The sequence below is a fragment of the Arenimonas alkanexedens genome (assembly GCF_054781355.1).
On the sequence record NZ_BAAGUO010000004.1, the window covers coordinates 174,534 to 197,239 of the forward strand.

Below are 22,706 nucleotides of genomic sequence, written 5' to 3' on the forward strand. Positions count from 1 at the left end.
GCCAGGCGGTGGGCCCGCTGTAGAAGGGGCCCGAGCTGCGTATGATGCGACCCCGGGGCTACCCCATACAAGCTTGAACTGGCTGGGTAATCATGCGTCGGGCCCCGGCGCGAGGCGCGAGGGCAGGGCATGACGGCAGCAAGACCGGTTTTCTATGTTTCCGACGGCACCGGCATCACCGCCGAAACCATCGGCCATAGCCTGCTGACCCAGTTTTCGGGGGTTGAGTTCCAGACCCGAAGGATTGCCTTCGTCGACAGTGTCGAGAAGGCCGAGGCCGCCGTTGCCGAGATCCGCCGCGCCGGCGCCGACAGCGGCTGCCGGCCGGTCGTGGTCAATACCGTGGTCGATCCCGAGCTCAATCACCTGCTGGCGGAAAGCGGCGCCATGATGCTTGACGTCTTCGCGCCCTTTATCAGCCCGCTTGAGCAGGAGCTGGGCGTCCGCCGCGAGGCAAGAGTGGGACATGCCCACGGCATGTACGACTTCAAGGCCTACGAGCAGCGCATCAACGCCACCAACTACGCGCTGACCCACGACGACGGCATGGACGTGCATTACGACGACGCCGACGTGATCCTGGTCGGCGTGTCGCGTTCGGGCAAGACCCCGACCTGCCTCTACATGGCGCTGCACTACGGCGTGAAGGCGGCGAACTATCCGCTGACCGAGGAAGACCTGGAGGGCAGGGAACTGCCGCGCCGCCTGCGGGCGCACCGACGCAAGCTCTTTGGCCTGACCATCGATCCCGATCGGCTGCAGCAGATTCGCAACGAGCGACGCCCCAACTCCCGCTACGCCACGCTCGAGACCTGCCGGGCCGAGGTGGTCCAGGCCGAGGCGCTGTTCCGTCAGGAAAACATCCCGGCGCTGAGCACCACGCATACCTCGATCGAGGAAATCGCCGGCAAAGTGCTGGCCCAGCAGGGCATTCACCGGCACATGTTCTGAGGCCCAGGGCATCACAAGTCGCGTGCTAGCATCAATCCATGCCGGCGACCGACAACGACCGCAACGCCTTGCCCCGCCTGAGCCGTTTCGCCTGGCTGATGGGCCTGTATGGCGAAAACTTCCAGCGCCTTGACCGCATGTTCAAGCCACAGTTGCTGGCCACGGGAAGCTATCTGTCCTGCGTCCCGGACGGTCTGGACCTGGTCGTGGATGTCCTGCACCAGCACGCCTATACCGTCGAACTGCGCCTGAGCTACCGGATGCAGGACGCCCAGACCGGGCAGCCCGATCCTTCTGCCTACGTCCGCCTTTACCGCGATGCCCGCCAGGCCGAAGTGACTCATTGCTACGTCGGCCGCCACTGGGAAGACGTGCTGGGGCTGCGGCCAAGCGTGCAGGCCATGCTCAGCCACCGGCTGCGGATGAACAGCTTCCTCAACAAGTGGCTGGACTATCTGGATGGCCAGGGGCATGGCCCCGACACCCTGTCGGGACGGGAGCCGGAAGCCGCCGACGAAAAAAACGTCGCTTGCGCTTGACGAGTCACAGACGGATGTCTAAACTTCCGCCTCTTCCTTCGGTGGGGCTATAGCTCAGCTGGGAGAGCGCTACAATGGCATTGTAGAGGTCATCGGTTCGATCCCGATTAGCTCCACCACTTATTCGCAACACGCTTCACCCAGTTCCAAGTCCCCATCGTCTAGAGGCCTAGGACATTACCCTTTCACGGTAGCGACCGGGGTTCGAATCCCCGTGGGGACGCCAGATTACAAAGTGTGCAAAAAAAGCCCGGCCAACGCCGGGCTTTTTTTGCTTCTTCGGCCAGGTGAGGAAAGCGGAAACTTTTTCTTTTTGCTTCCAGCCGCGGGATGATGGCGCCCGGGACGCAGGAGGCGATGGCAATGGATGGACATTTCAGCCTGCTCGGCTGGTCGGGATTCGCCGCGGGCCTGGAGGCCGAGCAAGACTGGCTGGCCTGGGCGCGCCAGCCGACGCTGCCCGTCGGCGCCGCCACCCCGGTCCTTGCCGAAATGCCGGCGATGCAGCGGCGCCGGCTCGAACCGCTCGGACGCATGGCGCTTCAGGTGGCCTGGCGCTGCCAGACCGAGACCGAGCCCGGGCTGCCGATGGTGTTTGCCTCGCGCCATGGCGACGTTGCGCGCACCTACGACATGCTGGCGGGGCAGGCGCGCGGCGAGCCGCTGTCGCCGACCCACTTCGGCCTGTCCACCCACAACGCGATCGCCGCGCAGTATTCGATCGCCCGCGGCCTGACCGACAACTACCTGGCGATATCGGCTGGACTGGAGTCGCCCGAGGCGGCGGTGACCGAAGCGCTGGCCCTGCTGGCGGACGGTGCCCCTGAAGTGCTGGTGGTGGTCTACGACGGCCCGACCCCGGAACCCTACGGCGAATACCGCGATGAACCCGAGGCGGCCTGGGCCTGGGCCTGGCGAATTGGCAGCCCGCGGCCCGGTTCGCCACAGCTTTCGCTGCAGCCCCACGCGGGCGGCGAATTCCGTGCCTCGGCGCTGCCCCATGGCTTGGACGTACTGCGTTTTGCGCTGGCGGGCGAGGGTGAGCTGGTGTCACCGTCCGGCACCCGCTGCTGGCGGCGGCATGGGTGATCGGATCAACTACGCATGGCGTGTGTTCGGCACGGCGTTGTCCTTCGCCGTCTTCGGGCTGGGCGGCGCGTTGTTGGGGCTGGTGTTTTTTCCGCTGCTGCGGTTGCTGGTCCGGGATCCGGCGCGGCTCGAACCGCTGGCCCGCCGCCTGATCCAGCGTAGTTTCGCCGGCCACGTCTGGCTGATGCGGACCCTGGGCGTGATGAGCTGGGAAATCCACGGCGCCGAGCGTCTGCAGCGAAGGGGCCTGCTGGTGCTGGCCAATCATCCGACCCTGATTGACGTCGTCTGCCTGATCGGAATGATCGAGAACGCCGACTGCGTGGTGAAGTCGCGCCTGGCTAGCAACCCCTTCACCCGCGGACCACTGCGCGCGGCCGGCTACATTTTCAACGACAACGGCCCCGGCCTGGTGCAGGACTGCATTGATTCCGTGCGCTCGGGCAAGAACCTCGTGATCTTCCCCGAAGGCACCCGCAGCCCGCGCGGCGCGGCCCTGGGGCCGCTGCAGCGCGGGGCCGCCAATATCGCGGTCAGGGGCGCGCTGGACGTGACCCCGGTGCTGGTTCAGTGCTATCCGCCAACGCTGGGAAAGGGTGAGAAATGGTATCGTGTGCCCTCACGTCGATTTCACATCAGAATAGAGGTCCTGCCGGATATCGCGGTGGCCCCGTTCACTGCTGGAAGCGCCGAGGCCCTGGCGGCCCGCCGGCTGACCGACCACCTGGAAACAACCTTCAAGACGGAGTTGGCTCGTGCTGGCGCTGGAAGCTGAAATCAAGGAACTGATCATCACCACGATGTCGCTCGAGGACATCGTCGCCGACGACATCGACGTCGAGGCACCGCTGTTCAACGAGGGCTTGGGACTGGACTCGATCGACGCCTTGGAGCTCGGGCTGGCGCTGCAGAAACGCTACGGCGTGACGCTTGCCGCCGACTCGGAGGAGACCCGCCAGCACTTCGCCTCGGTTCGCGCGCTCAGCGCCTTCGTGGCGGCCAACCGCAAGCAATAAGGCCACCGGCCGCCGCACCGCATGAGCAATACCATGACCAAGGACCAACTCTTCCAGCGCATCGTCGCCATTCTTCACGACACCTTCGGCATTGATCCGGAGAAGGTGACGCTTGAATCGAAGCTGGGCGAAGACCTCGACATCGACAGCATCGACGCCGTCGACCTGATCGTGCAGCTCAAGCCGCTGCTGGGTGGCAACCTCAAGCCTGAAGCCTTCCGCTCCGTGCGCAGCGTGCAGGACGTGGTCGACGCGCTTCACGCGATGATGCACGGCACCGACGACGCCCTCGCGGGACCCTGATCATGCGTGCGGCGACGGCGCTCGCCGGGCTGGCGACCCTGCTGTACCCGCTGGCGATCTGGCTGGGCCTGGCCCATTTCGAACCGCGTTGGCTGGCGCTGCTGCTGCTGGCGATGGCGCTGCTTCGCGCCGCGGTGTCGCGCGAAGCGGTTTGGCTGGTGGCCGCGGCCTGCGCGGCCGGCCTGGTCCTGGCAAGCATGCTCAGCAACGACGGGCTTCCGCTCAAGCTTTATCCGGTGCTGGTCAACGCCGCCTTCCTGGTCGTGTTCGCCACCAGCCTGCAGCGGCCCCCGACCGTCATCGAGCGCCTGGCGCGCCTGCAGCATCCCGGGCTTCCGCCCGAGGCCATTCCCTACCTGCGCAAGGTCACCGTCGCCTGGTGCCTGTTCTTCTTAGCCAACGGCAGCGTGGCGCTGTACACGGCGCTGTATGCCAGTGACGCCGCATGGGCGCTATACAACGGTCTGATCGCCTACGGCCTGATCGCCGCGATGTTCCTGGGCGAACGCTTGGTGCGACCCCGTCATGGCCACTAGCCGCGAACGTATTCCGCTGGGCCAGCGACTGGCTTGGTCCTTGCCCGATGATGCGCCGGTCGCGACCGACGTCGGCAACGCCGATTTTCTGGCGCGGGTGGGCGCCTGGCAGCAGGCCTACGGCGAGCGCGATGCCCGCGACGTGGCGCTGTATCTCGACGACGGCCTGGAGTTCGCGGCGGCGCTGTTCGGCGCCTGGTTGGCCGGACGCACGCCCTGGCTGCCGGGCGATCGTCTGCCGGCCACCTTGGCCAGCCTCGATGCGCACGTGCAGGCACGCGCTGGTGAGCTGCCGGACGGCTTCCGCGCCGACGCCGCGCCCATCACCCCGACCGGGGCGCTGGGCCTTGACCCTCGGGCCTGCCAGCTCGTCCTGTTCACCTCCGGGTCCAGCGGCGAACCGGGTGCCATCCGCAAGACGCTGCACCAGCTCGACAGCGAAGTGGCGGCGCTGGAAACGGCGTTCGGCGCCACGCTGGGCGCTGCGGTGGTGCAGGGTACGGTGTCGCACCAGCATATCTACGGCCTTTTGTTCCGACTGCTCTGGCCGCTGTCGAGCCAGCGACCGTTTGCGCGCCAGCGCATCGGTTTCAACGAGCAGCTGGTGGCGCTGGGCGAGGCACCGCTGGTCCTGGTGGCGAGCCCGGCTCATCTCAAACGGCTGCCGGAAAACCAGGACTGGAGCGATCTGTCGCAAAGCCTGCGCGCGACGTTCTCGTCCGGCGGCCCGCTTCCGGCCGACGCCGCGCACAGCGTCCGCAGGCTGTGGGGCCAGGCGGCCATCGAGGTGTTCGGCAGTACCGAGACGGGCGGCATCGCCTGGCGCCAGTCCGGCGGGGCGCCCAAGCCCTGGCAGGCGCTGCCGGGGGTGGCGTGGCGGGTGCAGGACGGGGTGCTGGCGATTCGTTCGCCGCATCTTGCCGAGGATGACTGGTACACCACCGCCGATCGCGCCAGGGCAATCCCGGACGGTGGTTTCGAACTGCGTGGCCGCGTCGATCGCATCCTCAAGCTCGAAGAGCGCCGCATCTCGCTGGGCGCCATCGAGCGCCGCCTGCAGGCTTCTCCGCTGCTGGCCGACGTGCGGTTGCTGCCGCTGCCGGGCCACCGCGTCCTGTTGGCCGTCGCGGCGGTGCCCAGCGCCGCGGGGCAGACGCTGCTGGCCGCGGAGGGCAAGGCAAGCTTGGTCGCCGCGTTGCGCGCCTGGCTGGCCGACCATGCCGATGCCATCGCGATCCCACGGCGCTGGCGTTTCCTCGACGCACTACCCGCCGACAGCCTGGGCAAGTCCAGCCAGCGCGCCCTGGCCGCCCTGTTTCGACCCCTGCTGCCCGAGCCCGTCTGGTCGTCGCGCACGCCGGTGGCCGCGAAGGCCCAGCTGGACGTACAGGCGGAGCTGGCCGCGTTCGAAGGCCACTTCCCGGGAATCACCATTCTTCCCGGCGTGGCCATGATTGACTGGGCGGTGCGCCTGGGCCGCGCCGCATTCGGATTCAACGGCCGTTTCCTGCGCATGGAGGCGGTGAAGTTCATGCATCTCGTACGTCCGGGAGCGCAGCTGGAAGTCAGCCTGGACTGGCATCCGGAAACCGGCGTGCTGGGCTTCCGCTTTCATTCCGACACCGGCGTGCATTCGAGCGGGCGCCTGCGCTTCGCCATCGAGGCAGCGGCGTGAGTACGGATTTCAATCCGCTCGTGGTGATCCCGGTGTTCGACCACGAGCACGCGATCGGCAAGGTAGTCGCGCGATTGCGGGCCCACGGCGCGGACTGCCTGTTGGTGGACGATGGCTCGTCAGCGGCCTGCGCGGCGATACTGGACGATCTTGCGACCCAGCCCGGGGTGTCGCTGCTGCGCCTGGCCCGGAACCAGGGCAAGGGCGGGGCGGTCATCGCCGGCCTGCATGAGGCGGCGCGACGCGGCCACAGCCACGCCCTTCAGATTGACGCCGACGGCCAGCACGAGGCCGACGATGTGCCCCGCTTCCTTGCCGAGGCGCGCGCCCATCCCGACGCGGTGATCAACGGCCGACCGCTTTTCGACGCCTCGGTGCCCAAGGCGCGGCTCTACGGCCGCTATGCCACCCATGTCTGGGTATGGATCAACACCCTGTCCTTCCAGATCATCGACTCGATGTGCGGCTTCCGGGTCTATCCCCTGGCGCCGACGCTGGCGCTGCTTGAGCGGGTCCGGATAGGCCGGCGCATGGATTTCGACACTGAGATCCTGGTGCGGCTTTACTGGGAAGGCCTGACCGTGCGCAATCTCGACACCCGGGTCCGCTATCCCAGCGACGGCGTGTCGCACTTCCAGGTCTGGCGCGACAATGCGCTGATCACCGCCATGCACACCCGGCTGTTCTTCGGGATGCTGTGGCGGCTGCCGCGCCTGCTGGCGCGCAAGCGGCCGCGACCATGACGCGGCGGCATTGGGCAGACATCGGCGAGACGACGTTTGTCGGCGGCACCTGGCTGCTATACGGCGTGTATCGGCTGCTCGGCCGGCTGCCGTTCCGCCTGTGCCTGTACCCGGTGGTGCTGGTGTACTGGCTGGGCAGCGGCGTTGCGCGCCGCGCCTCGCGGCAGTACCTGGCGCGGCTGCAGGCGGCCGAGGGCGTGTTCGCGCAGGCGCCGGGCAGGCGCGAGAGCCTCAGGCACTTCTTCATGTTCGCCGAGACGCTGCTCGACAAGATGCTGGCCATCGGCGGCCACTATCCGCGCGAGCGGGTCACCTTCAGCGGGCATGAGGCGATGCTGGCCGCGTCGCAGGCCGGGCAGGGCGGGGTGATCATCACCGCGCACATGGGCTGCCTTGAACTGATGCAGATGGCGGCAAGCTGGCGCGCGGGGCTTAGGGTCACGATTCTGGTGCACACCGCGCACGCGCCGCGCTTCAACCGCATCCTCGAGCGCATCAACCCCGAGGCGAGCGTGCGCCTGATGCAGGTCACCGATTTTTCGCCCAGCACGGCAATGCTGCTGGCCGAGCGCGTGGCGGCGGGCGAGTTCATCGCCATCGCCGGCGACCGCGTACCGGTGCGCGGCGACCGCACCGTGCAGGCCGACTTCCTGGGTCACCCGGCCGCGCTGCCGGCCGGCCCTTATCTGATTGCCGCCGTGCTGCGCTGCCCGGTCTGGCTGCTGTCCTGCCTGCACCATCACGACGGCTACCGGGCGGACATCCTGCCGTTCAGCGAGCGGATCATGCTGGCGCGGGGCGATCGCGAGGCCGGGCTGACTGAACAGGCCGCCCGCTTCGCCGCCTGGATGACCGCCTGCCTGCGACAATCGCCGTATGACTGGTTCAACTTCTTTCCCTTCTGGGATGTCTCTCGATGACCGCCGCACCTGATTCCCCCTGTGTCCTGATCGACGGCCGCCCGCTGCGGATCGAAGACGTCGTCGCAGTGGCTCGCGCCACGGCCCGCGTCGAACTCTCGCGCGATCCGGCCTTCGAAGCCCGCATCAATCGCGGCGCCGACTTCGTCGATCGTCTGATCCTGGAGGACGGCGTGGTCTACGGTGTCAGCACCGGCTACGGCGATTCCTGCACGGTGGCGATACCGCCGGCGCTGGTCGCCGAGCTGCCGCATCATCTTTACGCCTACCACGGCTGTGGACTGGGACGTTTCCTGGATCCGCAGGAGACCCGCGCGGTGCTGCTGGTGCGGCTGCAGTCATTGGCCCAGGGCATGTCGGGCGTCAGCCTGGGCCTGCTGCGCCAACTGCAGGCACTGCTGGCCCACGACATCCTGCCGATGATTCCGGCCGAAGGCTCGGTCGGCGCCAGCGGCGACCTGACGCCGCTGTCCTACGTCGCCGCGGTGCTCTGCGGCGAACGCGAAGCCTGGCACCAAGGCCGGGTGATGCCGGCTGCCGAGGCGCTGGCACTGCACGGACTCAAGCCGCTGCGGCTGCGCCCGAAGGAAGGCCTGGCGATCATGAATGGCACCGCGGTGATGACGGCGCTGGCCTGCCTCGCCTGGCGCCGGGCCGATTACCTGGGCCGCCTGTCCACCCGCATCACCGCGTTCAACGTGCTCGCAAGTGCGGGCAATGCGCATCACTTCGACCAGACCTTGTTCGCCGTGAAACCGCACAAAGGCCAGCAGCGCGTGGCGGCAAGACTGCGCGACGACCTCGCCTCCGACCGCCCGCCGCGCAACGAGCAGCGTCTTCAGGATCGATATTCCCTGCGCTGCGCGCCGCACGTGATCGGCGTGCTCGAGGACGCGCTGCCCTGGCTGCGCAACAACATCGAGGACGAACTGAACTCGGCCAACGACAACCCCATCATCGACGCGGTCGAGGAGCGGGTGCTGCACGGCGGTCATTTTTACGGAGGCCATATCGCCTTCGCGATGGACTCGATGAAGAATGCCGTGGCCAACCTGGCCGACCTGCTGGACCGACAGATGGCGCTGCTGGTGGACGCCCGCTACAGCCACGGCCTGCCGGCGAACCTGTCGGCCGCACAGGGCGAACGCGCCGCGCTGAACCATGGTCTCAAGGCGCTGCAGATCAGCGCCTCGGCCTGGACCGCGGAAGCGCTGAAGCTGACGATGCCGGCCTCGGTGTTCTCGCGCTCCACCGAGTGCCACAACCAGGACAAGGTGAGCATGGGCACCATCGCGGCCCGCGACGCGCTGCGCATCATCGAGCTGACCGAGCAGGTCGTGGTGGCGCTGTTGGTAACCGCGCGCCAGGGCATCGCGCTGCGCGAGCGGGTGTCGGGCGAACTGCAGCTTTCGCCGGCGCTGGCCGCGATGCACGCCGACCTGTCGGCACGCCTGCCGTTGGTCACCGAGGACCGCGCGCTGGATGGCGAGCTGCGCTCACTGCTGGAGGCGGTTCGCACCGAGACATGGGGACTGTATGTCGACGCCTGAGCACAGCCTGGAAGTTGAACTGAGCCCGGGCTTCCACGACCTGGACCCGATGGATATCGTCTGGCACGGCAACTACGTGCGCTACCTGGAGCTGGCGCGCTGCGCCCTGCTGCAGACCATCAACTACGACTACCCGCAGATGCGCGACTCCGGCTACGCCTGGCCGGTGGTGGACCTGCGCTGCAAGTACGTGCGCCCGGTTCGCTACGGGCAGCGGATCGTAATCAGGGCGACGATCACTGAATGGGAAAACCGCCTGCGCATGGACTACCTGGTCCGTGACGCGGCCAGCGATGAGGTCATCCATCGCGCACACACCGTCCAGGTGGCGGTGGACTTGGCCACCGGCGAGATGTGCTACGCCTCGCCGGCGGTGCTGTTCGAGCGCCTGGGGCTGGCGCCGTGACGCGGGTACTGGCGGGACTGCTGGCGCTGCTTCTCGCCTGCCCGGTCTGGGCGGGGCAGGGTGAGGGCATCCGCGTCCGCCTGGCACAGCCGCCGGTGCTGCGCGGGCAGTTCGAACAGAGCAAGCAGCTGCAGGGCTTCCGGCATCCGCTGGTGTCACGCGGCGACTTCCTGCTGCTGCGCGAGCGCGGCGTGGCATGGGATACCCGCGAGCCCTTCGCGTCCACCACGCTGCTTACCCGCGATCGCCTGCTGACTCGCCTGCCGGACGGCAGCCAGCGGGTGCTGCTCGATACCGCCGAATCACCCGGAACGGCGGCGGTGAACGCGCTGCTGATGGCCTTGGTGTCGGGCGATCTGCCGGCCCTCGCAGAGCGCTTCGAGCTTGAAGAACATCTGGACCCGACCGGCGACTGGCGGCTGCTGCTACGGCCGCGGCAGGACGAGCTGAAGCAGGTATTCAGCCTGATCACGCTCCGCGGCGACCGCTTCGTGCGCGAGGTTTTGATCGAGGAGGCGGGCGGCGACGTGACCACGCTGCGCTTCGTGGCCCTGTCCGACGCGCCGGCGACGGCGACTCCCGAGGAGGCGTCGCGGTTTGACTGAGCCGGTGCCTCATCGTCGCTGGAAGATGCTGGCCTGGGGCTGGCTGCTGGTCGTTGCTGGCCTGGGGCTGCATCAGGTCGGATTCTGGCGCGACGCGCGGCTGGACAGCGATGTGCTGGCGCTGTTGCCCGGCGAAACCGACGACGCCTTGCTGCAGGCGGCGAACCAGGCGCTGGCCGGCGGCGCCACGCGCCAGGTGGTGGTGTTGGTCGGCGCGCCCGACTGGTCGCGGACCCGCGTGGCGGCCGACGCCTTTGAAGCCGCCCTGGCGGGCGCCGAATCACCGCTGACGGTCGCGCGAGGCGACGAAGACGCCCTGGCGGGCGCACTCGCGTTCTACGCCGAACACCGGCGCGGCCTGCTGACGCCGGCCCAGCGTGCGGACCTGGATGCACCCCAGGCGGTCGACCTCGCGCTGGCGCGACTTTATGCGCCTGGCGGCGGCGGTTTCGGCGCCTGGCGCGATGATCCGCTCGGACTTTGGCAGGACTGGTGGCAGGCCCGCGCCGGCGGCGAACTTTCGCGCCGCGACGGCCTGCTGGCGGTGCGCGGCGAGTCTCGCGACTGGGCGCTGCTGCGGCTCGAGAGCCGGGCAGCGGCCTTCCAGCTCGACGGCGAACGACACCTGCAGTCCGCGCTGGCCGCCGCGGGCGCCGCGGCACAGGCTGCCGCCGGCGAGGTCGAGATCATCGCCGGTGGCGTTCCCCTCCATGCCGAATCGGCGGCGGTCCAGGCGCGCTCCGAAGTCGGCACCATCGGCCTGGGCTCACTGCTCGCCGTGATCGCGCTGGTTTGGCTGGCCTTCCGCAGCCCACGCCCGATCCTGATGGTGTCGGCCTCGCTGCTGGTGGGCTGCGCGGCCGGTGTATCGGTGACGGCCTGGGTCTTCGGGCAAGTACATCTGCTGACCCTGGTGTTTGGCGCCAGCCTGGTGGGCGTGGCCGAGGACTACGGCATCCACTGGTTCGCCAGCCGCCAGGCCCAGCCTGGGCTAGCGCCGCCGTTGATGATGCGTCGGCTGCTGCCGGCCCTGGCCCTGGCCTTGGTGACCAGCGCGCTGGCCTATCTGGCGCTGGGCATCGCGCCGTTCCCGGGGTTGCGGCAAATGGCGGTGTTCTCGGCCGCCGGCCTGAGCGCGGCGTTCCTGACCGTCGCGCTGTGGTTCCCCTGGCTAGATCGCGACGCCCCGCGACCGAGCGCCTTCGCCTCGGCCGTGGGGCGCAGTCTGGCGCGCTGGCCGCGGCTTTCGAATCGGTGGCCGACCTGGCTGGCGGCGATCCTGGGACTGGCGGTGATCGCCAGTGGCCTGCCGCGGCTGACAGTGAATGACGACTTGCGCAGCCTGCAGTCCTCGCCGCCGGCGCTGCTGGCCCAGGAAGCGAGGCTCGGCCGCGTGCTCGGGCTGCCTAGTCCGGCGCAGTATTTCCTGGTCGAGGGTGACGATGCCGAACAGGTCCGCGTCCACGAAGAAGCCCTGACCGAGCGACTCGCCGCCCTAGTGCAGGCCGATCGCCTGGGCGGCTGGCGCGCCGTCAGCGACTGGCTGCCTTCCTCGGCCCGCCAGCGCGAAGACGCGGGCAGGGTAGTAGCGGCAGAAGGCCGGGTACTGGCGCGCGCGGCCGAGCTGATGAACGAGCCGCCGGCAGCGCCCGTGGGGCTGCCCGAACCGCTCGCGATGCAGGACTGGCTGCAGCATCCGGTGTCGGAACCGCTGCGCCCGCTTTGGCTGGGCCAGGTGGGCGGTCGCTGGGGCAGCCTGGTGCTGCTGGAAGGCCTGGTTCCCGAGCAGCTGACGGACGTCGCCGCCAGCGCCGAGGGGCTGCCCGGCGTGCGCTGGGTGGACCGCAGCGCGACCGTCTCGGGCGTGCTGGCGCACTATCGCCAGCAAATGTCCGGCCTGCTGGTCGCCGGCTATCTGGCGGTCGCCCTGGCGCTATGGCTTCGCTTCGGACGCCGGGCCTGGCGGGCCTGGCTGCCGACCGCGCTGGCGGCCACCCTGAGCCTGGCCTTGCTGGGCTGGCTGGGCGTGCCCCTGCAGCTGTTCGGCGTGCTGGCGCAACTGCTGCTGCTCGGTGTTGGCGTGGACTACGGCATCTTCCTGCTCGAACATCACGACGACCCGGCCAGCTGGCTGGCCGTTTCACTCGGGGCCGCGAGCACGCTGCTGGCCTTCGGCCTGCTGGCGCTATCGGCCACCCCCGCGCTGCACAGCTTCGGCCTCGCGCTGCTGCTGGGCATTGGCCTGGTCTGGCTGATGACACCCTGTTTCCGACCCGCCGCACCCGCGGCGACCTGACAACCCACTTTCCGCGGACGGCACGACATGGACATGCGCACTGAAACCACCGACATCCTGATCATCGGCGCCGGCCCCGCCGGCTCGGTGGCGGCGGCGATGCTGCGCCAGCAGGGTCGCGAGGTGCTGATGCTCGAGAAAGAACAGTTCCCGCGCTTCTCGATCGGCGAAAGCCTGCTGCCCCAGAGCATGGAATACATCGAGGCCGCGGGCATGCTCAAGGCGGTGGTCGAGGCCGGTTTCCAGTACAAGAACGGCGCCGCCTTCGCCTGTGGCGAACGCCGCACGCAGTTCGACTTCAGAGACAAGTTCAGCAAGGGCTGGGGCACCACTTATCAGGTGCAGCGGGCCGATTTCGACAAGGTGCTGGCCGACGAGGCCGCGCGCATGGGCGCCAGCGTCCGCTTCCGGCACGAGGTGCTGGCGGTGGACGTGGACGGCGAACAGCCCTGCGTGACCGTGCGCAGCCCGGAAGGGGAGACCTACCAGGTGCGGGCGCGCTTCCTGCTCGACGCCAGCGGCTTCGCCCGCATCCTGCCGCGCCTGCTCAAGCTCGAACGGCCGTCCAATTTCCCGGCCCGCGGCGCCATCTTCACCCACGTTGCCGATCGCATCGCGCCGGGCTCGGCGGCTTTCGACCGCAACAAGATCCTGATCACCGTCCATCCAAAGCATCAGGATGTTTGGTACTGGACCATTCCGTTCTCGAACGGCCGATGCTCGCTGGGCGTGGTCGCCGAAACCGGCTTCCTGTCGCGCTACGAAGGCACCGAGATCGAGCGCCTGAAGGCGATCGTCGCCGAAGACCCGGGTCTGTCCGAACTCCTGTCTGGCGCCGAATGGGATACCCCGGCCCGCCAGATCGTCGGCTATTCGGCCAACGTGAGTGCGCTATGGGGTCGAAACTATGCGCTGCTGGGCAATGCGGGCGAATTCCTGGACCCGGTGTTTTCCTCCGGCGTCACCATCGCCTTCAAGTCGGCCAGCCTGGCAACGGCCTGCCTCGCGCGCGAGTTCGCCGGCGAAACGATTGACTGGGAAGCCGAATACGGCAAGCCACTGCGCGAAGGCGTGGACACGTTCCGCTGCTTCGTGGAGGCCTGGTATGCCGGCGGCTTCCAGAAAATCATCTTCCATCCCAATCCCAGCCCCGACATTCGCGAAATGATCTGTTCGATTCTCGCCGGCTACGCCTGGGACAAGTCCAACCCCTATGTCGCCGAGCACACGCGCCGGCTAGCCGTGCTGGAGCAGCTGTGCTCCGCCTGATCGCCATCGTGCTCGCGCTGTGCGCGCTGGCGGGCTGCAAGGCGCCGTCAACGCGACCCGCGACTGCCCCGGCATTCCTGTTCGCGCTGCCGGCGTCGGCCTTGCCGGGCGGGCTGGCCGAACAGCAGCGGCTGTCCTTCGAACACGGCGGCCGCCGCGAAACCGTAGACGCCCAAGTCGAGGTGGATGCCGACAGCGTCCGACTGGTGATCCACGGCCAGGGCCAGATTGCGCTTCGAATGACATGGGACGGTCAGCGTCTATCGCAGACGCGCATGGCCTGGCTTCCCGAGTCGCTGGAAGCGGCCCGTGTGCTGTCGGACCTGCAGCTGGTGTTCTGGCCGGTCGAGGCGCTGCGCGAGGCGCTGCCGGACGGCTGGACGCTGGCGACGTCCGGCGACGAGCGCACGCTTTCGGATGCCCACGCTGTCGTTGCCCGGGTGGCGCAACCGGCGCCGAACCAGCGCGTGCTGCGGCAGCTCCGCGAGGGCTACGTGCTGACCATCGAATCGGTGCCCCTGCCGCCATGAAACCGATCTTTCTCAATGACCTGGGCCTTTGCTGCGCCTTGGGCAGGGATTCGGACGCCGTGGCGGCCCGCCTGTTCGCGGCCGACGCCCCGGGCGGGGTCGCCACCACCGACGCCGTGATTCCCGGACGTGCACTGGCTTTGGGCCTGGTCGACGGCGAGCTGCCGGACCTCGGCGAACTGCCGTTGGCGCTGCACGGCCGCAACAATGCGCTGGCGGCGCTGGCCCTGGAACCGATCCGCGCCTCGGTGGAGGCGGCCATCGCCCGCCATGGCGCCGACCGCGTAGCGGTCGTGCTGGGTACCAGCACCTCCGGCGTCGGCGAGAGCGAGCGTGCGCACCGCTTCCACCGCGACGCTGGCCGCTGGCCGCCAGACTTCCACTATTCGCAGCAGGAAATGGGCATGCCGGCCCGCTTCCTGGCGCAGGTGCTCGGCATCCGCGGCCCGGCGCACGTGATCTCGACCGCGTGCTCGTCGAGCGCCAAGGCGCTGGCGTCCGGCGCAAGGATGCTGCGGGCGGGCATGGTAGATGCCGTGGTCGCCGGCGGCGTGGATTCGATCTGTCGGTTCACCATCGCCGGCTTCAGCGCCTTGGGCTCGGTGGCGCAAGCGCGCTGCAATCCATTCTCGCGGCACCGCAACGGCATCAATATCGGCGAGGGCGCGGCGCTGTTCCTGATGACGCGCGAGCCGGGCGCGGTGCGGCTGGCGGGCTGGGGTGAAAGCTCGGATGCCCACCACATGTCCGCGCCGGAACCGGAAGGCCACGGGCCCGAGCGGGCGCTGCGCGAAGCGCTTCGGCGTGCCGGCCTGGCGCCCGCCGACATCGGCTACGTGAACCTGCACGGCACCGCCACGCCGCAGAACGACGCGATGGAAGCCGCCGTGCTCAATCGCGTGTTCGGCGCCGACACCCCGGCCAGCTCCACCAAGCCGCTGACCGGCCACACCCTGGGCGCCGCCGGCGCGATCGAGGCCGGGCTGTGCTGGCTGGCGCTGGCGCGCAATCCCGGTCACGCGTTGCCGCCACACTGGTGGGACGGCGAGCAGGATCCGGCGCTGCCAAGGCTCAATCTGGTCGCGCCGGGGCAGCGCGCGCAAGGTCCGCTGAAGCACGTACTCAGCCAGTCCTTCGCCTTCGGCGGCAGCAATGCTGCGCTCGTGCTCGGGGCCGGCTGATGGACGTGCGCGACGAGGCCATCGAGCGCCTGCTGCCGCACCGCGGCGGCATGCTTTGGATCGACCGGGTGCTGCAGGTCGACGCCGAGAACGTGGTCGCCGAGGCGACCGTGCGCGACGACCATCTGCTGCTCGGGGACAGCGGCGACGCGGTGCCCGCCTGGGTCGGCATCGAATACATGGCCCAGGCCATCGCGGCCTGGGCCGGTGCGCGTGCCCTGGCCCGCGACGAAGCCGTCAAGCCTGGTTTCCTGCTGGGCTCCCGCCGCTACGAGGCGCACTGGCACCAACTGCCGGTCGGCAGCCTGCTGCGGATCGAAGCGCACTGTGAACTGATGGGCGAGAATGGCTTGGGCTTGTTCGCCTGTCGTCTCCTGGTCGGGGAGGCGATTGTCGCCACCGCCAGCGTCTCGGTGTTCGAGCCGCCGGATCCCGACGCCTACCTTGGAACCACCCCCGCATGAACCCACGCAACGTATTGGTCACCGGCGCCAGCCGCGGCATCGGCAAGGCCATCGCCCTGCGCCTGGCCCGCGATGGCTTCGATATCGTCGTCCATTGCCGCAGCCGTCGGGAAGAAGCCGAGGCCGTCGCCGCCGAGATCGGCGCCATGGGCCGCGCGGCACGCGTGCTGTGCTTCGACGTCGCTGACCGGGCTGCCTGCGCCGCCGCGCTCAACGCCGACATCGAGAGCCATGGCGCCTACCACGGCGTGGTTTGCAACGCCGGCATCGCACGTGACAACGCCTTCCCGGCGATGACCGGGGAAGAGTGGGACAGCGTCATCCACACCAACCTCGACGGTTTCTACAACGTGCTGCAGCCGGTGGTCATGCCGATGGTGCGGCGACGGAAGCCCGGTCGCATCGTTACCCTGTCTTCGGTGTCGGGTATCGCCGGCAACCGCGGGCAGACCAATTACAGCGCCGCCAAGGCCGGCATCATCGGCGCCACCAAGGCGTTGGCGCTGGAGCTGGCCAAGCGCGAGATCACGGTGAACTGCGTCGCGCCCGGCCTGGTGGACACCGAGATGCTGCCGGCCGAGGTGGTGGAAGAAGCGATGAAGATGATTCCGCTGCGGCGCGTGGGTCGCCCGGAAGAGGTCGCCGCCGTGGTGTCCTTCCTGATGTCCGACGAAGCCTCCTACGTCACCCGGCAGGTCATTTCGGTAAACGGAGGCATGGTCTGATGCGCCGCGTGGTCATCACTGGCCGCGGCGCGCTGAGCCCGCTGGGTCACGACTGGACCCGCGTACTGGCGCACCTGCGTTCGGGCCGCAACGCGGTTCGCCGCTTCGACGAGTGGGGCGTATACAAAGGCCTGAACACCCGGCTGGGCGTGCCCTGCGCCGACTTCGAGCTGCCTGACCACTACAATCGAAAGACCACGCGCAGCATGGGCCGGGTGGCCATGTTGGCCACGCGCGCCAGCGAACTGGCGCTGATTGACGCAGGACTGCTGGGTGACCCGCTGCTCAAGAGCGGGCAGGTCGGCATTTCCTATGGTTCGTCAGCGGGCGCGCCGTCTTCGATCGCCGACTTCGGACGCATGCTGTCGGAGATGACCACGCAATACATCAATGCCACCACCTACATCCGGATGATGAGCCACACCGCGCCCGTGAACATCGGCGTGTTCTTCGGCATCAACGGCCGCATCATCACCACGTCCAGCGCCTGCACCTCGGGCAGCCAGGGCATCGGCTTCGCCTACGAGACCATCAAGTCGGGCAAGCAGGTGGCGATGCTGGCCGGCGGCTGCGAGGAGCTCGATGTCACCGACGCCACCGTGTTCGACACGCTTTTCGCGACCAGCACGCTCAACGACACGCCGGCGCTGACGCCGCGTCCTTTCGACGCCGACCGCGACGGACTGGTGGTGGGCGAGGGCGCCTGCACCCTCGTGCTGGAAGACCTGGAACATGCCCAGGCGCGCGGCGCCACCATCCACGCCGAGATCGTGGGCTTCGGCACCAACAGCGACGGCCTGCACGTTACCCAACCCAATGCCACCACCATGGCCGTGGCCATGCGCCTGGCTCTGGACGATGCCGGTCTGCCGCCCGAAGCCATCGGCTACGTCAACGCCCACGGCACCGCGACCGATCACGGTGACGTCGCCGAAACCCAGGCCACCCACGCGGTTTTCGGCGAGCGCATGCCGATCAGTTCGCTCAAGAGCTATACCGGCCACACGCTCGGTGCCTGCGGCGCGCTGGAGGCCTGGGTGACGCTGGAGATGATGCGCGAACGCTGGTTCCATCCCACCCTGAACCTGTCCACGGTCGACCCGCGCTGCGGCGCGCTTGACTACGTCACCGGCAGCGGCCGCGAGCTGGACACCGAATTTGCCATGAGCAACAACTTCGCCTTTGGCGGCATCAACACCTCGCTGGTGCTGCGCCGCTGGTCCGCCTGATCCAAGCCTGGAGAACTCCCCCCATGAAACTGCTTCCCTTCCTGATCCTCAGCTTCTCGCTGGCAACACTGGCTGCGGCGCCAGCCCATGCGCGCGACAAGCGCGTGCAGTTCGACATCGCCAGTGCCATTGCTGCCGGCAAGGCCGACGGCAGTCTCGACGGCAGCGTTACGTTTTACTTCGAAGGCCAGGCCACGCCTCGCCTGTTCGCCGAGTTCGGCCCGGCCACGACCAACCGCAAGACCAACGCCGTCGGCAAGTCGGAGCAGGAAGCCTGCCAGTGGGCCATGCTGGGCGCGCTGGTCGCGCTGCAGGAAGCCGCCAAGTCCCGCGGCGCCGACGCGGTGGTGGGCCTGCGCAGCAACTTCAAGCGCGAGGTCTTCAGCAGCCCGACGCACTACGAGTGCGGCGCCGGCCGGCTGATGGCGGGTGTGGCCCTGCTGGGCACCTACGCCAAGGTCGCCGATCGCTGACGTGGCAGCCGAGGCCGACTGCCGCATCGCGCTGGCCTCGCTGGCTGAGGTCGAAGCCAGCATTCCGGGACCCGGCACCGCCTGGCTGACGGCGGGGGAGGACCTGAGGCTGCAGGCGATCACGGCCGCCCTGCGGCGCCGCCAGTACCTGGCCGGCCACTGGCTGCTGCGCTGCTTGGCCAGCGCGACACAGGGCGGCGAAGCGCCCGACTGGCGCTTCGAAACCGACGCAGACCCGCGGCCGCGTTTGCGTCACGCCGATGGCCGCCAACGGTGGGCATCGCTCAGCCACAGCGGTGACCAGCTGGCGGTGGCCGTTGCCACGGCGCCTATCGGACTGGACCTGGAGCGTCCACGCAGGGAACGCGACTATCTGGCGATCGCGAACTATTTGTTCTCGCCGGAGGAGACGGCGCAGGTCGCCGCCGCCGAGCCGGGCCTGGCGCGCGAACGCTGCTTCCACCTGTTCTGGGCGCTGAAGGAGGCCCGCGGCAAGCGTGGCGGCGAAGGCCTGCAGCCCTCGCAGGCGCGGCGGATCACCGCACACATCGCCAATGCCCGGGACGCCGAAGCCTGGCACTGGGACTTGCCCGAAGGCGCCTGTCTGGCGATCGCGGCCTGGCCGGGCGTCCGCTTGAACACGGACCTCGCAGTCGGGCCCACCGGCGGCTGGCGCTACCTGGCGGTGCATTGATCCCGGAGGCTTCAGTCCGCCTGGCCCTGACGGGACCAGACGCTGCTGACGCCTTGGGTGTCGATCAGCTGCACCTCATAGGCCTGTACCCTGCCGTCCGGCGACTCCATGCCGGGCGAACCGATGGGCATGCCGGGAACCACGATGCCGCGCGCCTCGGGCTTCTCGGCCAACAGGCGCTTCACATCGTCGGCCGGCACATGACCTTCGACAAAGTAGCCGTCCACTTCGGCCGTGTGGCATGAAGCTTTTCCGGGCGGTATGCCGACACGCTGCTTCACCGGCGTCATGTTCTCGGTCTCGACCACCTCGACCGTGAAACCGGCGGCCTGCATGTGTTCGACCCATTTCACGCAGCAGCCGCAGTAGGCGCTCTTGTGCACGGTCACCAAGGGCAGGGCAGCGTCCACCGGACCGGTGTCGGGTGTGGCGGCGACAGCCGTCGCGGCGCCGGCCAGCAGCAGGGTGGCCAGCAGGATTTTCATGGTTTTCATTGCGTTTCTCCTTGCTTCAGATTGCGGCGCAGGGGCGCGCCAAAGTCGGGGTGGGTACTGACCCGGCGGGCCACGCTACCGGCCGGATGGCGATACCAGCCCGGGTCGCTGAAATCGCCGGGCGCCAGGTCATCACGAACCTTGACCACGGTGAACATGCCGCCCATCTCGATGTTTCCGAACGGGCCCTTGCCGGCCATCATCGCCAGCGTGTTCTCGGGGCCGGGCATATGGCCGCTGTCCGTGTGCGCCTGGTGTTCCGACATGCCGCCTTCGCCCATCGCCATGTAGCCGGGCAGCATCCGCCGGATCTTCTGCTCGACGCCGGACTGGTCCACGCCCAGGGTGTTGGGGATATCGTGACCCATCGGGCCCATCGTGTGATGCGACATGTGGCAGTGGAAGGCCCAGTCTCCGGGCACGGCCGTGAACTCGATGTCGCGCATCTGGCCGACACCGACGATCTCGGTCACCTCGCGGCGCCACTGCGAGCGCGGCCAGCGCCCACCGTCCGAACCAGTGACTTCGAACTGCACGCCGTGCAGGTGGATCGGGTGGTTCCACATGCTCAAATTGCCCACCCGGATGCGCACCCGTTCACCCGTGCGCGCCACGATCGGGTCGATCGCCGGGAATACCTTGGAGTTGAAAGTCCACAGGTCGAAGTCCTGCATCACCGCCGGGTCGGGACGACGCGTGCCCGGATGGAGCGCGAAATTGTGCAGGATGAACGCGTAGTCGCGATCCACCGGCACCGGCTCGGGCTGCCGGGGATGGATGATGAAAAGCCCCATCATTCCCTGCGCCATCTGCACCATCTCGTCGGCGTGCGGGTGGTACATGTGGGTGCCGTGCTGGCGCAGGGTGAACTCGTAGGCGAAGGTTTCGCCGGGCGCGATGGCCGGCTGGCTCAGGCCGCCGACGCCGTCCATGCCCGAGGGCAGCAGCAGGCCATGCCAATGGATCGTGGTCGCCTCGCGCAGGCGATTGGTCACCAGTATCCGGACACGATCACCCTCGACCGCTTCGATCGTCGGCCCCGGCGTTGAGCCGTTGTAGCCCCAGCAGATCGCCTTCGATCCCGGCGCGAACTCGTGCTCGAACTCCTCGGCCACCAGATGGAATTCCTTGACGCCTTCGTTGATGCGATGGGGCAGGGACCAGCCGTTGAGTGTCCGCACCCGGCCGGCGCGGTGGCCCATGGTCGCGGCAGGCGCGGCGTCCGGCGCAGTGTGACCCTCATGGGCATCCTGCGCGAAGCCACTGGCGGCGCCGGAAGCCACCAGCCCCGCGCCGGTGCCGATCAGCAGGTTGCGGCGGGTGAGCTTCATGGCCTTTCTCCGTGGTCGTGGTGGTGCGCGTCGTCGTTTTCAGGCGCGTCGTCGGCAGCCGGCGCCGGCGTGGAATGATCCATGCCCTCGTGTCCGGCGTGACCGTCCGTCTTGGGTGCAGCCGGTGCGTGCATCGAATGATCCATGCCCTCATGCGTCGAATCCTCGGGCGCCATGCCGCCGTGCTGCGAGTGATCCATCGTCGAGTGGTCCATGCCGGCGTCCGGCGCCAGGATGTCGTTGACGCCAGGCGTGCGTTCGCCGATGCCGGCGTCGCTGGGCAGGCGTTGGCCCACGGCGCGGGCCAGCGCGACCCGGGCCAGCCAATAATCGCGAACCGCCTCGAGATAGGCCTGGTAGGCGTCGTACTCGGCCAGCTTGGCCTGCACCAGTTCGAACACGCCGATCAGCATGAAGTTCTGGCGCTCCTGCTGGCGCGCCACGATCGTCTCGCGCTGTGGCACCAGCGCTTCGCGATGCAGGGCCACCACCTCGCGCAGTGCCGACACCGATTCGCTGCCCAGGCGCACCGCCTGCTCGGCCGAGAGCTCGGCCCGGTCAACCCGCGCCAGTGCCGCGGCCAGCTGCGCCTCGGCGCGCGCCACGCGGGCCTGGCCCTGGTTGAAGATCGGCAGTTCGAGCGCGATTTCAGGCCCTTTCAGGCGGGCCCCGTCGGCCTCGCGTTCGCGCTCGTAGCCGATCTCGCTGCCCCCCAGCCAGCGCAGCGAGCGAGTAAGCCCGAGCGCATCGGCCAGTACCTCGGCTTGCTTGCGCGCCGCGAGCAACTCGGGATTGCCTTCGGCCGCAAGCCGGGCCAGTTCGGCCGGCTCGTCTTCCCGGAGCACCGGCAGCGGCAGATTGTCGCTGGCTTCCCAGTCGGCCTCATCGCCGTGCAGGCCCAGCAACAGGTTCAGCGCCAGGCGCTGGCGAGCGGCGTCGGCACGGGCGCGCAGCGCATCAATGCGGGCCTCGGTGGCGACAGCCTGTTCCTGAGCCAGCTGCAGGTCACTGATGTTGCCGGCGGCGTGGAATCGGTCGGCCAGTTCGGCGGCGGCACCCGCGCCGTCGGCGACGGCCTGGCGCATCGCGGCGACTTGGCGCGCAGCGACGTACTGGTACCAACCCGACTCGACCTCGGCAACTACGCCCAGCACGGCGCCGGTGATTTCATAGGTGGCGCGCGCGTACTCCAGCTTCGCCAGCCGCGTACGCGCGGGCAGCATCAGCAGGTCCACCAGCGGCAGCGACAGGCCGACGCTGCGATTGCTGCCGCCAGCATCGAGCGACATCCGCGACAGCGACAGGGTCGGGTTGGAAATTTCCACCGCCGCCAGCACCTCGGCCCGGGCCAGGCCCTGGTGCGCGTACTCCTCCTGCAGGCGCGGGCTACGCAGCATGGCGACGCGTAGCGCCGCGTCGAGGCTCATGGGCTGTTCGAGCCAGCGGTCGATGGCCGCACGCTCCTGGCGCGGAGCGCCGACGGCGGCCCAGTCAAGCGCGGGACCGCCGCGGGCTGCAAGCAAGGGGGCAAGGTCATCGCTGCGCGGCTGCGGCGAGAGGGTGGTGCAGGCGCCCAGGGCACAGGCAAGGGCCAGCGCCAGGCCGGCGCGCGCCAAAGGAACAGTCATGATCGGAACTCCGAGAACCAGATCCCGGCAGGGCCGGGGAACCCGGCCAAGGCCGGGCG

The 22,706-nt window shown here is 68.7% G+C and carries 25 protein-coding genes and 2 tRNA genes; 24 read left to right on the plus strand and 3 right to left on the minus strand.

Annotated features, from left to right (window positions below):
• The first annotated feature begins 129 nt into the window (after window positions 1-129).
• The 24 genes from ppsR (at window position 130) to ACYVGY_RS10730 (ending at window position 19,194) form a co-directional block, all read left to right on the plus strand.
• Window positions 130-951 carry a posphoenolpyruvate synthetase regulatory kinase/phosphorylase PpsR gene (ppsR, locus tag ACYVGY_RS10615; RefSeq protein ID WP_460457466.1) on the plus strand — a complete coding sequence of 274 codons (822 nt, stop codon included), beginning with the start codon at window positions 130-132 and terminating at the stop codon, window positions 949-951.
• Window positions 952-989: 38 nt separating this feature from the next.
• Window positions 990-1,490, plus strand: a complete 501-nt coding sequence (locus tag ACYVGY_RS10620) for a DUF1249 domain-containing protein (protein WP_460457467.1) — start codon at window positions 990-992, stop codon at window positions 1,488-1,490.
• Window positions 1,491-1,533: 43 nt separating this feature from the next.
• Window positions 1,534-1,609 (plus strand) — tRNA-Ala (locus tag ACYVGY_RS10625).
• A 31-nt stretch (window positions 1,610-1,640) separates the two neighbouring features.
• Window positions 1,641-1,716, plus strand: a tRNA-Glu gene (locus tag ACYVGY_RS10630).
• Window positions 1,717-1,853: 137 nt separating this feature from the next.
• A complete protein-coding gene (locus tag ACYVGY_RS10635) occupies window positions 1,854-2,579 on the plus strand; it encodes a beta-ketoacyl synthase chain length factor (protein WP_460457468.1) in 726 nt (241 codons plus the stop codon).
• A complete protein-coding gene (locus ACYVGY_RS10640) occupies window positions 2,572-3,354 on the plus strand; it encodes a lysophospholipid acyltransferase family protein (RefSeq protein WP_460457469.1) in 783 nt (260 codons plus the stop codon). Before ACYVGY_RS10635 ends, ACYVGY_RS10640 begins: the two co-directional genes overlap by 8 nt.
• Before the next feature lie 25 nt (window positions 3,355-3,379).
• Window positions 3,380-3,595 carry a phosphopantetheine-binding protein gene (locus tag ACYVGY_RS10645; protein WP_460457520.1) on the plus strand — a complete coding sequence of 72 codons (216 nt, stop codon included), beginning with the start codon at window positions 3,380-3,382 and terminating at the stop codon, window positions 3,593-3,595.
• 21 nt (window positions 3,596-3,616) lie between these two features.
• Window positions 3,617-3,898 carry an acyl carrier protein gene (locus ACYVGY_RS10650; protein ID WP_460457470.1) on the plus strand — a complete coding sequence of 94 codons (282 nt, stop codon included), beginning with the start codon at window positions 3,617-3,619 and terminating at the stop codon, window positions 3,896-3,898.
• 2 nt (window positions 3,899-3,900) lie between these two features.
• Window positions 3,901-4,434, plus strand: a complete 534-nt coding sequence (locus ACYVGY_RS10655; protein ID WP_460457471.1) for a COG4648 family protein — start codon at window positions 3,901-3,903, stop codon at window positions 4,432-4,434.
• Entirely contained in the window at window positions 4,424-6,109 is a 1,686-nt protein-coding gene (locus ACYVGY_RS10660) for an AMP-binding protein (protein WP_460457472.1), read from the plus strand. The genes ACYVGY_RS10655 and ACYVGY_RS10660 overlap by 11 nt, the downstream gene beginning before the upstream one ends.
• Complete coding sequence (locus ACYVGY_RS10665; RefSeq protein WP_460457473.1) at window positions 6,106-6,852, plus strand: glycosyltransferase family 2 protein; 747 nt, start codon at window positions 6,106-6,108, stop codon at window positions 6,850-6,852. The genes ACYVGY_RS10660 and ACYVGY_RS10665 overlap by 4 nt, the downstream gene beginning before the upstream one ends.
• Window positions 6,849-7,772, plus strand: a complete 924-nt coding sequence (locus ACYVGY_RS10670) for an LpxL/LpxP family acyltransferase (protein WP_460457474.1) — start codon at window positions 6,849-6,851, stop codon at window positions 7,770-7,772. The genes ACYVGY_RS10665 and ACYVGY_RS10670 overlap by 4 nt, the downstream gene beginning before the upstream one ends.
• Window positions 7,769-9,322: an HAL/PAL/TAL family ammonia-lyase gene (locus ACYVGY_RS10675; RefSeq protein WP_460457475.1), complete on the plus strand. Its 1,554-nt coding sequence runs from the start codon at window positions 7,769-7,771 to the stop codon at window positions 9,320-9,322. The genes ACYVGY_RS10670 and ACYVGY_RS10675 overlap by 4 nt, the downstream gene beginning before the upstream one ends.
• Entirely contained in the window at window positions 9,309-9,728 is a 420-nt protein-coding gene (locus ACYVGY_RS10680; RefSeq protein ID WP_460457476.1) for an acyl-CoA thioesterase, read from the plus strand. Before ACYVGY_RS10675 ends, ACYVGY_RS10680 begins: the two co-directional genes overlap by 14 nt.
• Window positions 9,725-10,333: an outer membrane lipoprotein carrier protein LolA gene (locus ACYVGY_RS10685; protein ID WP_460457477.1), complete on the plus strand. Its 609-nt coding sequence runs from the start codon at window positions 9,725-9,727 to the stop codon at window positions 10,331-10,333. The genes ACYVGY_RS10680 and ACYVGY_RS10685 overlap by 4 nt, the downstream gene beginning before the upstream one ends.
• 4 nt (window positions 10,334-10,337) lie before the next feature.
• A complete protein-coding gene (locus ACYVGY_RS10690; RefSeq protein WP_460457478.1) occupies window positions 10,338-12,629 on the plus strand; it encodes an MMPL family transporter in 2,292 nt (763 codons plus the stop codon).
• Window positions 12,630-12,656: 27 nt separating this feature from the next.
• On the plus strand, window positions 12,657-13,898 hold the full coding sequence (locus tag ACYVGY_RS10695; RefSeq protein ID WP_460457479.1) for an NAD(P)/FAD-dependent oxidoreductase: 1,242 nt from the start codon (window positions 12,657-12,659) through the stop codon (window positions 13,896-13,898).
• Window positions 13,886-14,428 (plus strand): DUF3261 domain-containing protein, encoded by a 543-nt coding sequence (locus tag ACYVGY_RS10700; RefSeq protein ID WP_460457480.1) that lies wholly within the window; start codon window positions 13,886-13,888, stop codon window positions 14,426-14,428. The genes ACYVGY_RS10695 and ACYVGY_RS10700 overlap by 13 nt, the downstream gene beginning before the upstream one ends.
• On the plus strand, window positions 14,425-15,609 hold the full coding sequence (locus ACYVGY_RS10705; protein ID WP_460457481.1) for a beta-ketoacyl-[acyl-carrier-protein] synthase family protein: 1,185 nt from the start codon (window positions 14,425-14,427) through the stop codon (window positions 15,607-15,609). Before ACYVGY_RS10700 ends, ACYVGY_RS10705 begins: the two co-directional genes overlap by 4 nt.
• Complete coding sequence (locus ACYVGY_RS10710; protein WP_460457482.1) at window positions 15,609-16,073, plus strand: ApeP family dehydratase; 465 nt, start codon at window positions 15,609-15,611, stop codon at window positions 16,071-16,073. The genes ACYVGY_RS10705 and ACYVGY_RS10710 overlap by 1 nt, the downstream gene beginning before the upstream one ends.
• The gene (locus tag ACYVGY_RS10715) at window positions 16,070-16,798 is read left to right on the plus strand and encodes a 3-ketoacyl-ACP reductase FabG2 (protein ID WP_460457483.1); all 729 of its coding nucleotides are present in this window, start codon (window positions 16,070-16,072) and stop codon (window positions 16,796-16,798) included. Before ACYVGY_RS10710 ends, ACYVGY_RS10715 begins: the two co-directional genes overlap by 4 nt.
• Window positions 16,798-18,027, plus strand: coding sequence for a beta-ketoacyl-ACP synthase (locus ACYVGY_RS10720; protein ID WP_460457484.1), 1,230 nt, complete (start codon window positions 16,798-16,800; stop codon window positions 18,025-18,027). Before ACYVGY_RS10715 ends, ACYVGY_RS10720 begins: the two co-directional genes overlap by 1 nt.
• Window positions 18,028-18,050: 23 nt before the next feature.
• Window positions 18,051-18,500 carry a hypothetical protein gene (locus ACYVGY_RS10725; protein ID WP_460457485.1) on the plus strand — a complete coding sequence of 150 codons (450 nt, stop codon included), beginning with the start codon at window positions 18,051-18,053 and terminating at the stop codon, window positions 18,498-18,500.
• A 1-nt stretch (window position 18,501) separates the two neighbouring features.
• The gene (locus ACYVGY_RS10730) at window positions 18,502-19,194 is read left to right on the plus strand and encodes a 4'-phosphopantetheinyl transferase family protein (RefSeq protein ID WP_460457486.1); all 693 of its coding nucleotides are present in this window, start codon (window positions 18,502-18,504) and stop codon (window positions 19,192-19,194) included.
• Between the two features lie 11 nt (window positions 19,195-19,205).
• Here the strand turns inward: ACYVGY_RS10730 and ACYVGY_RS10735 are convergent, their stop codons facing one another.
• The 3 genes from ACYVGY_RS10735 to ACYVGY_RS10745 are packed head-to-tail and all read right to left on the minus strand — an operon-like array spanning window position 19,206 to window position 22,647.
• The gene (locus tag ACYVGY_RS10735; protein WP_460457487.1) at window positions 19,206-19,688 is read right to left on the minus strand and encodes a DUF411 domain-containing protein; all 483 of its coding nucleotides are present in this window, start codon (window positions 19,686-19,688) and stop codon (window positions 19,206-19,208) included.
• A complete protein-coding gene (locus tag ACYVGY_RS10740; protein WP_460457488.1) occupies window positions 19,685-21,019 on the minus strand; it encodes a multicopper oxidase family protein in 1,335 nt (444 codons plus the stop codon). Before ACYVGY_RS10740 ends, ACYVGY_RS10735 begins: the two co-directional genes overlap by 4 nt.
• Window positions 21,016-22,647 (minus strand): TolC family protein, encoded by a 1,632-nt coding sequence (locus ACYVGY_RS10745; RefSeq protein ID WP_460457489.1) that lies wholly within the window; start codon window positions 22,645-22,647, stop codon window positions 21,016-21,018. The genes ACYVGY_RS10740 and ACYVGY_RS10745 overlap by 4 nt, the downstream gene beginning before the upstream one ends.
• Between the last annotated feature and the right edge of the window lie 59 nt (window positions 22,648-22,706).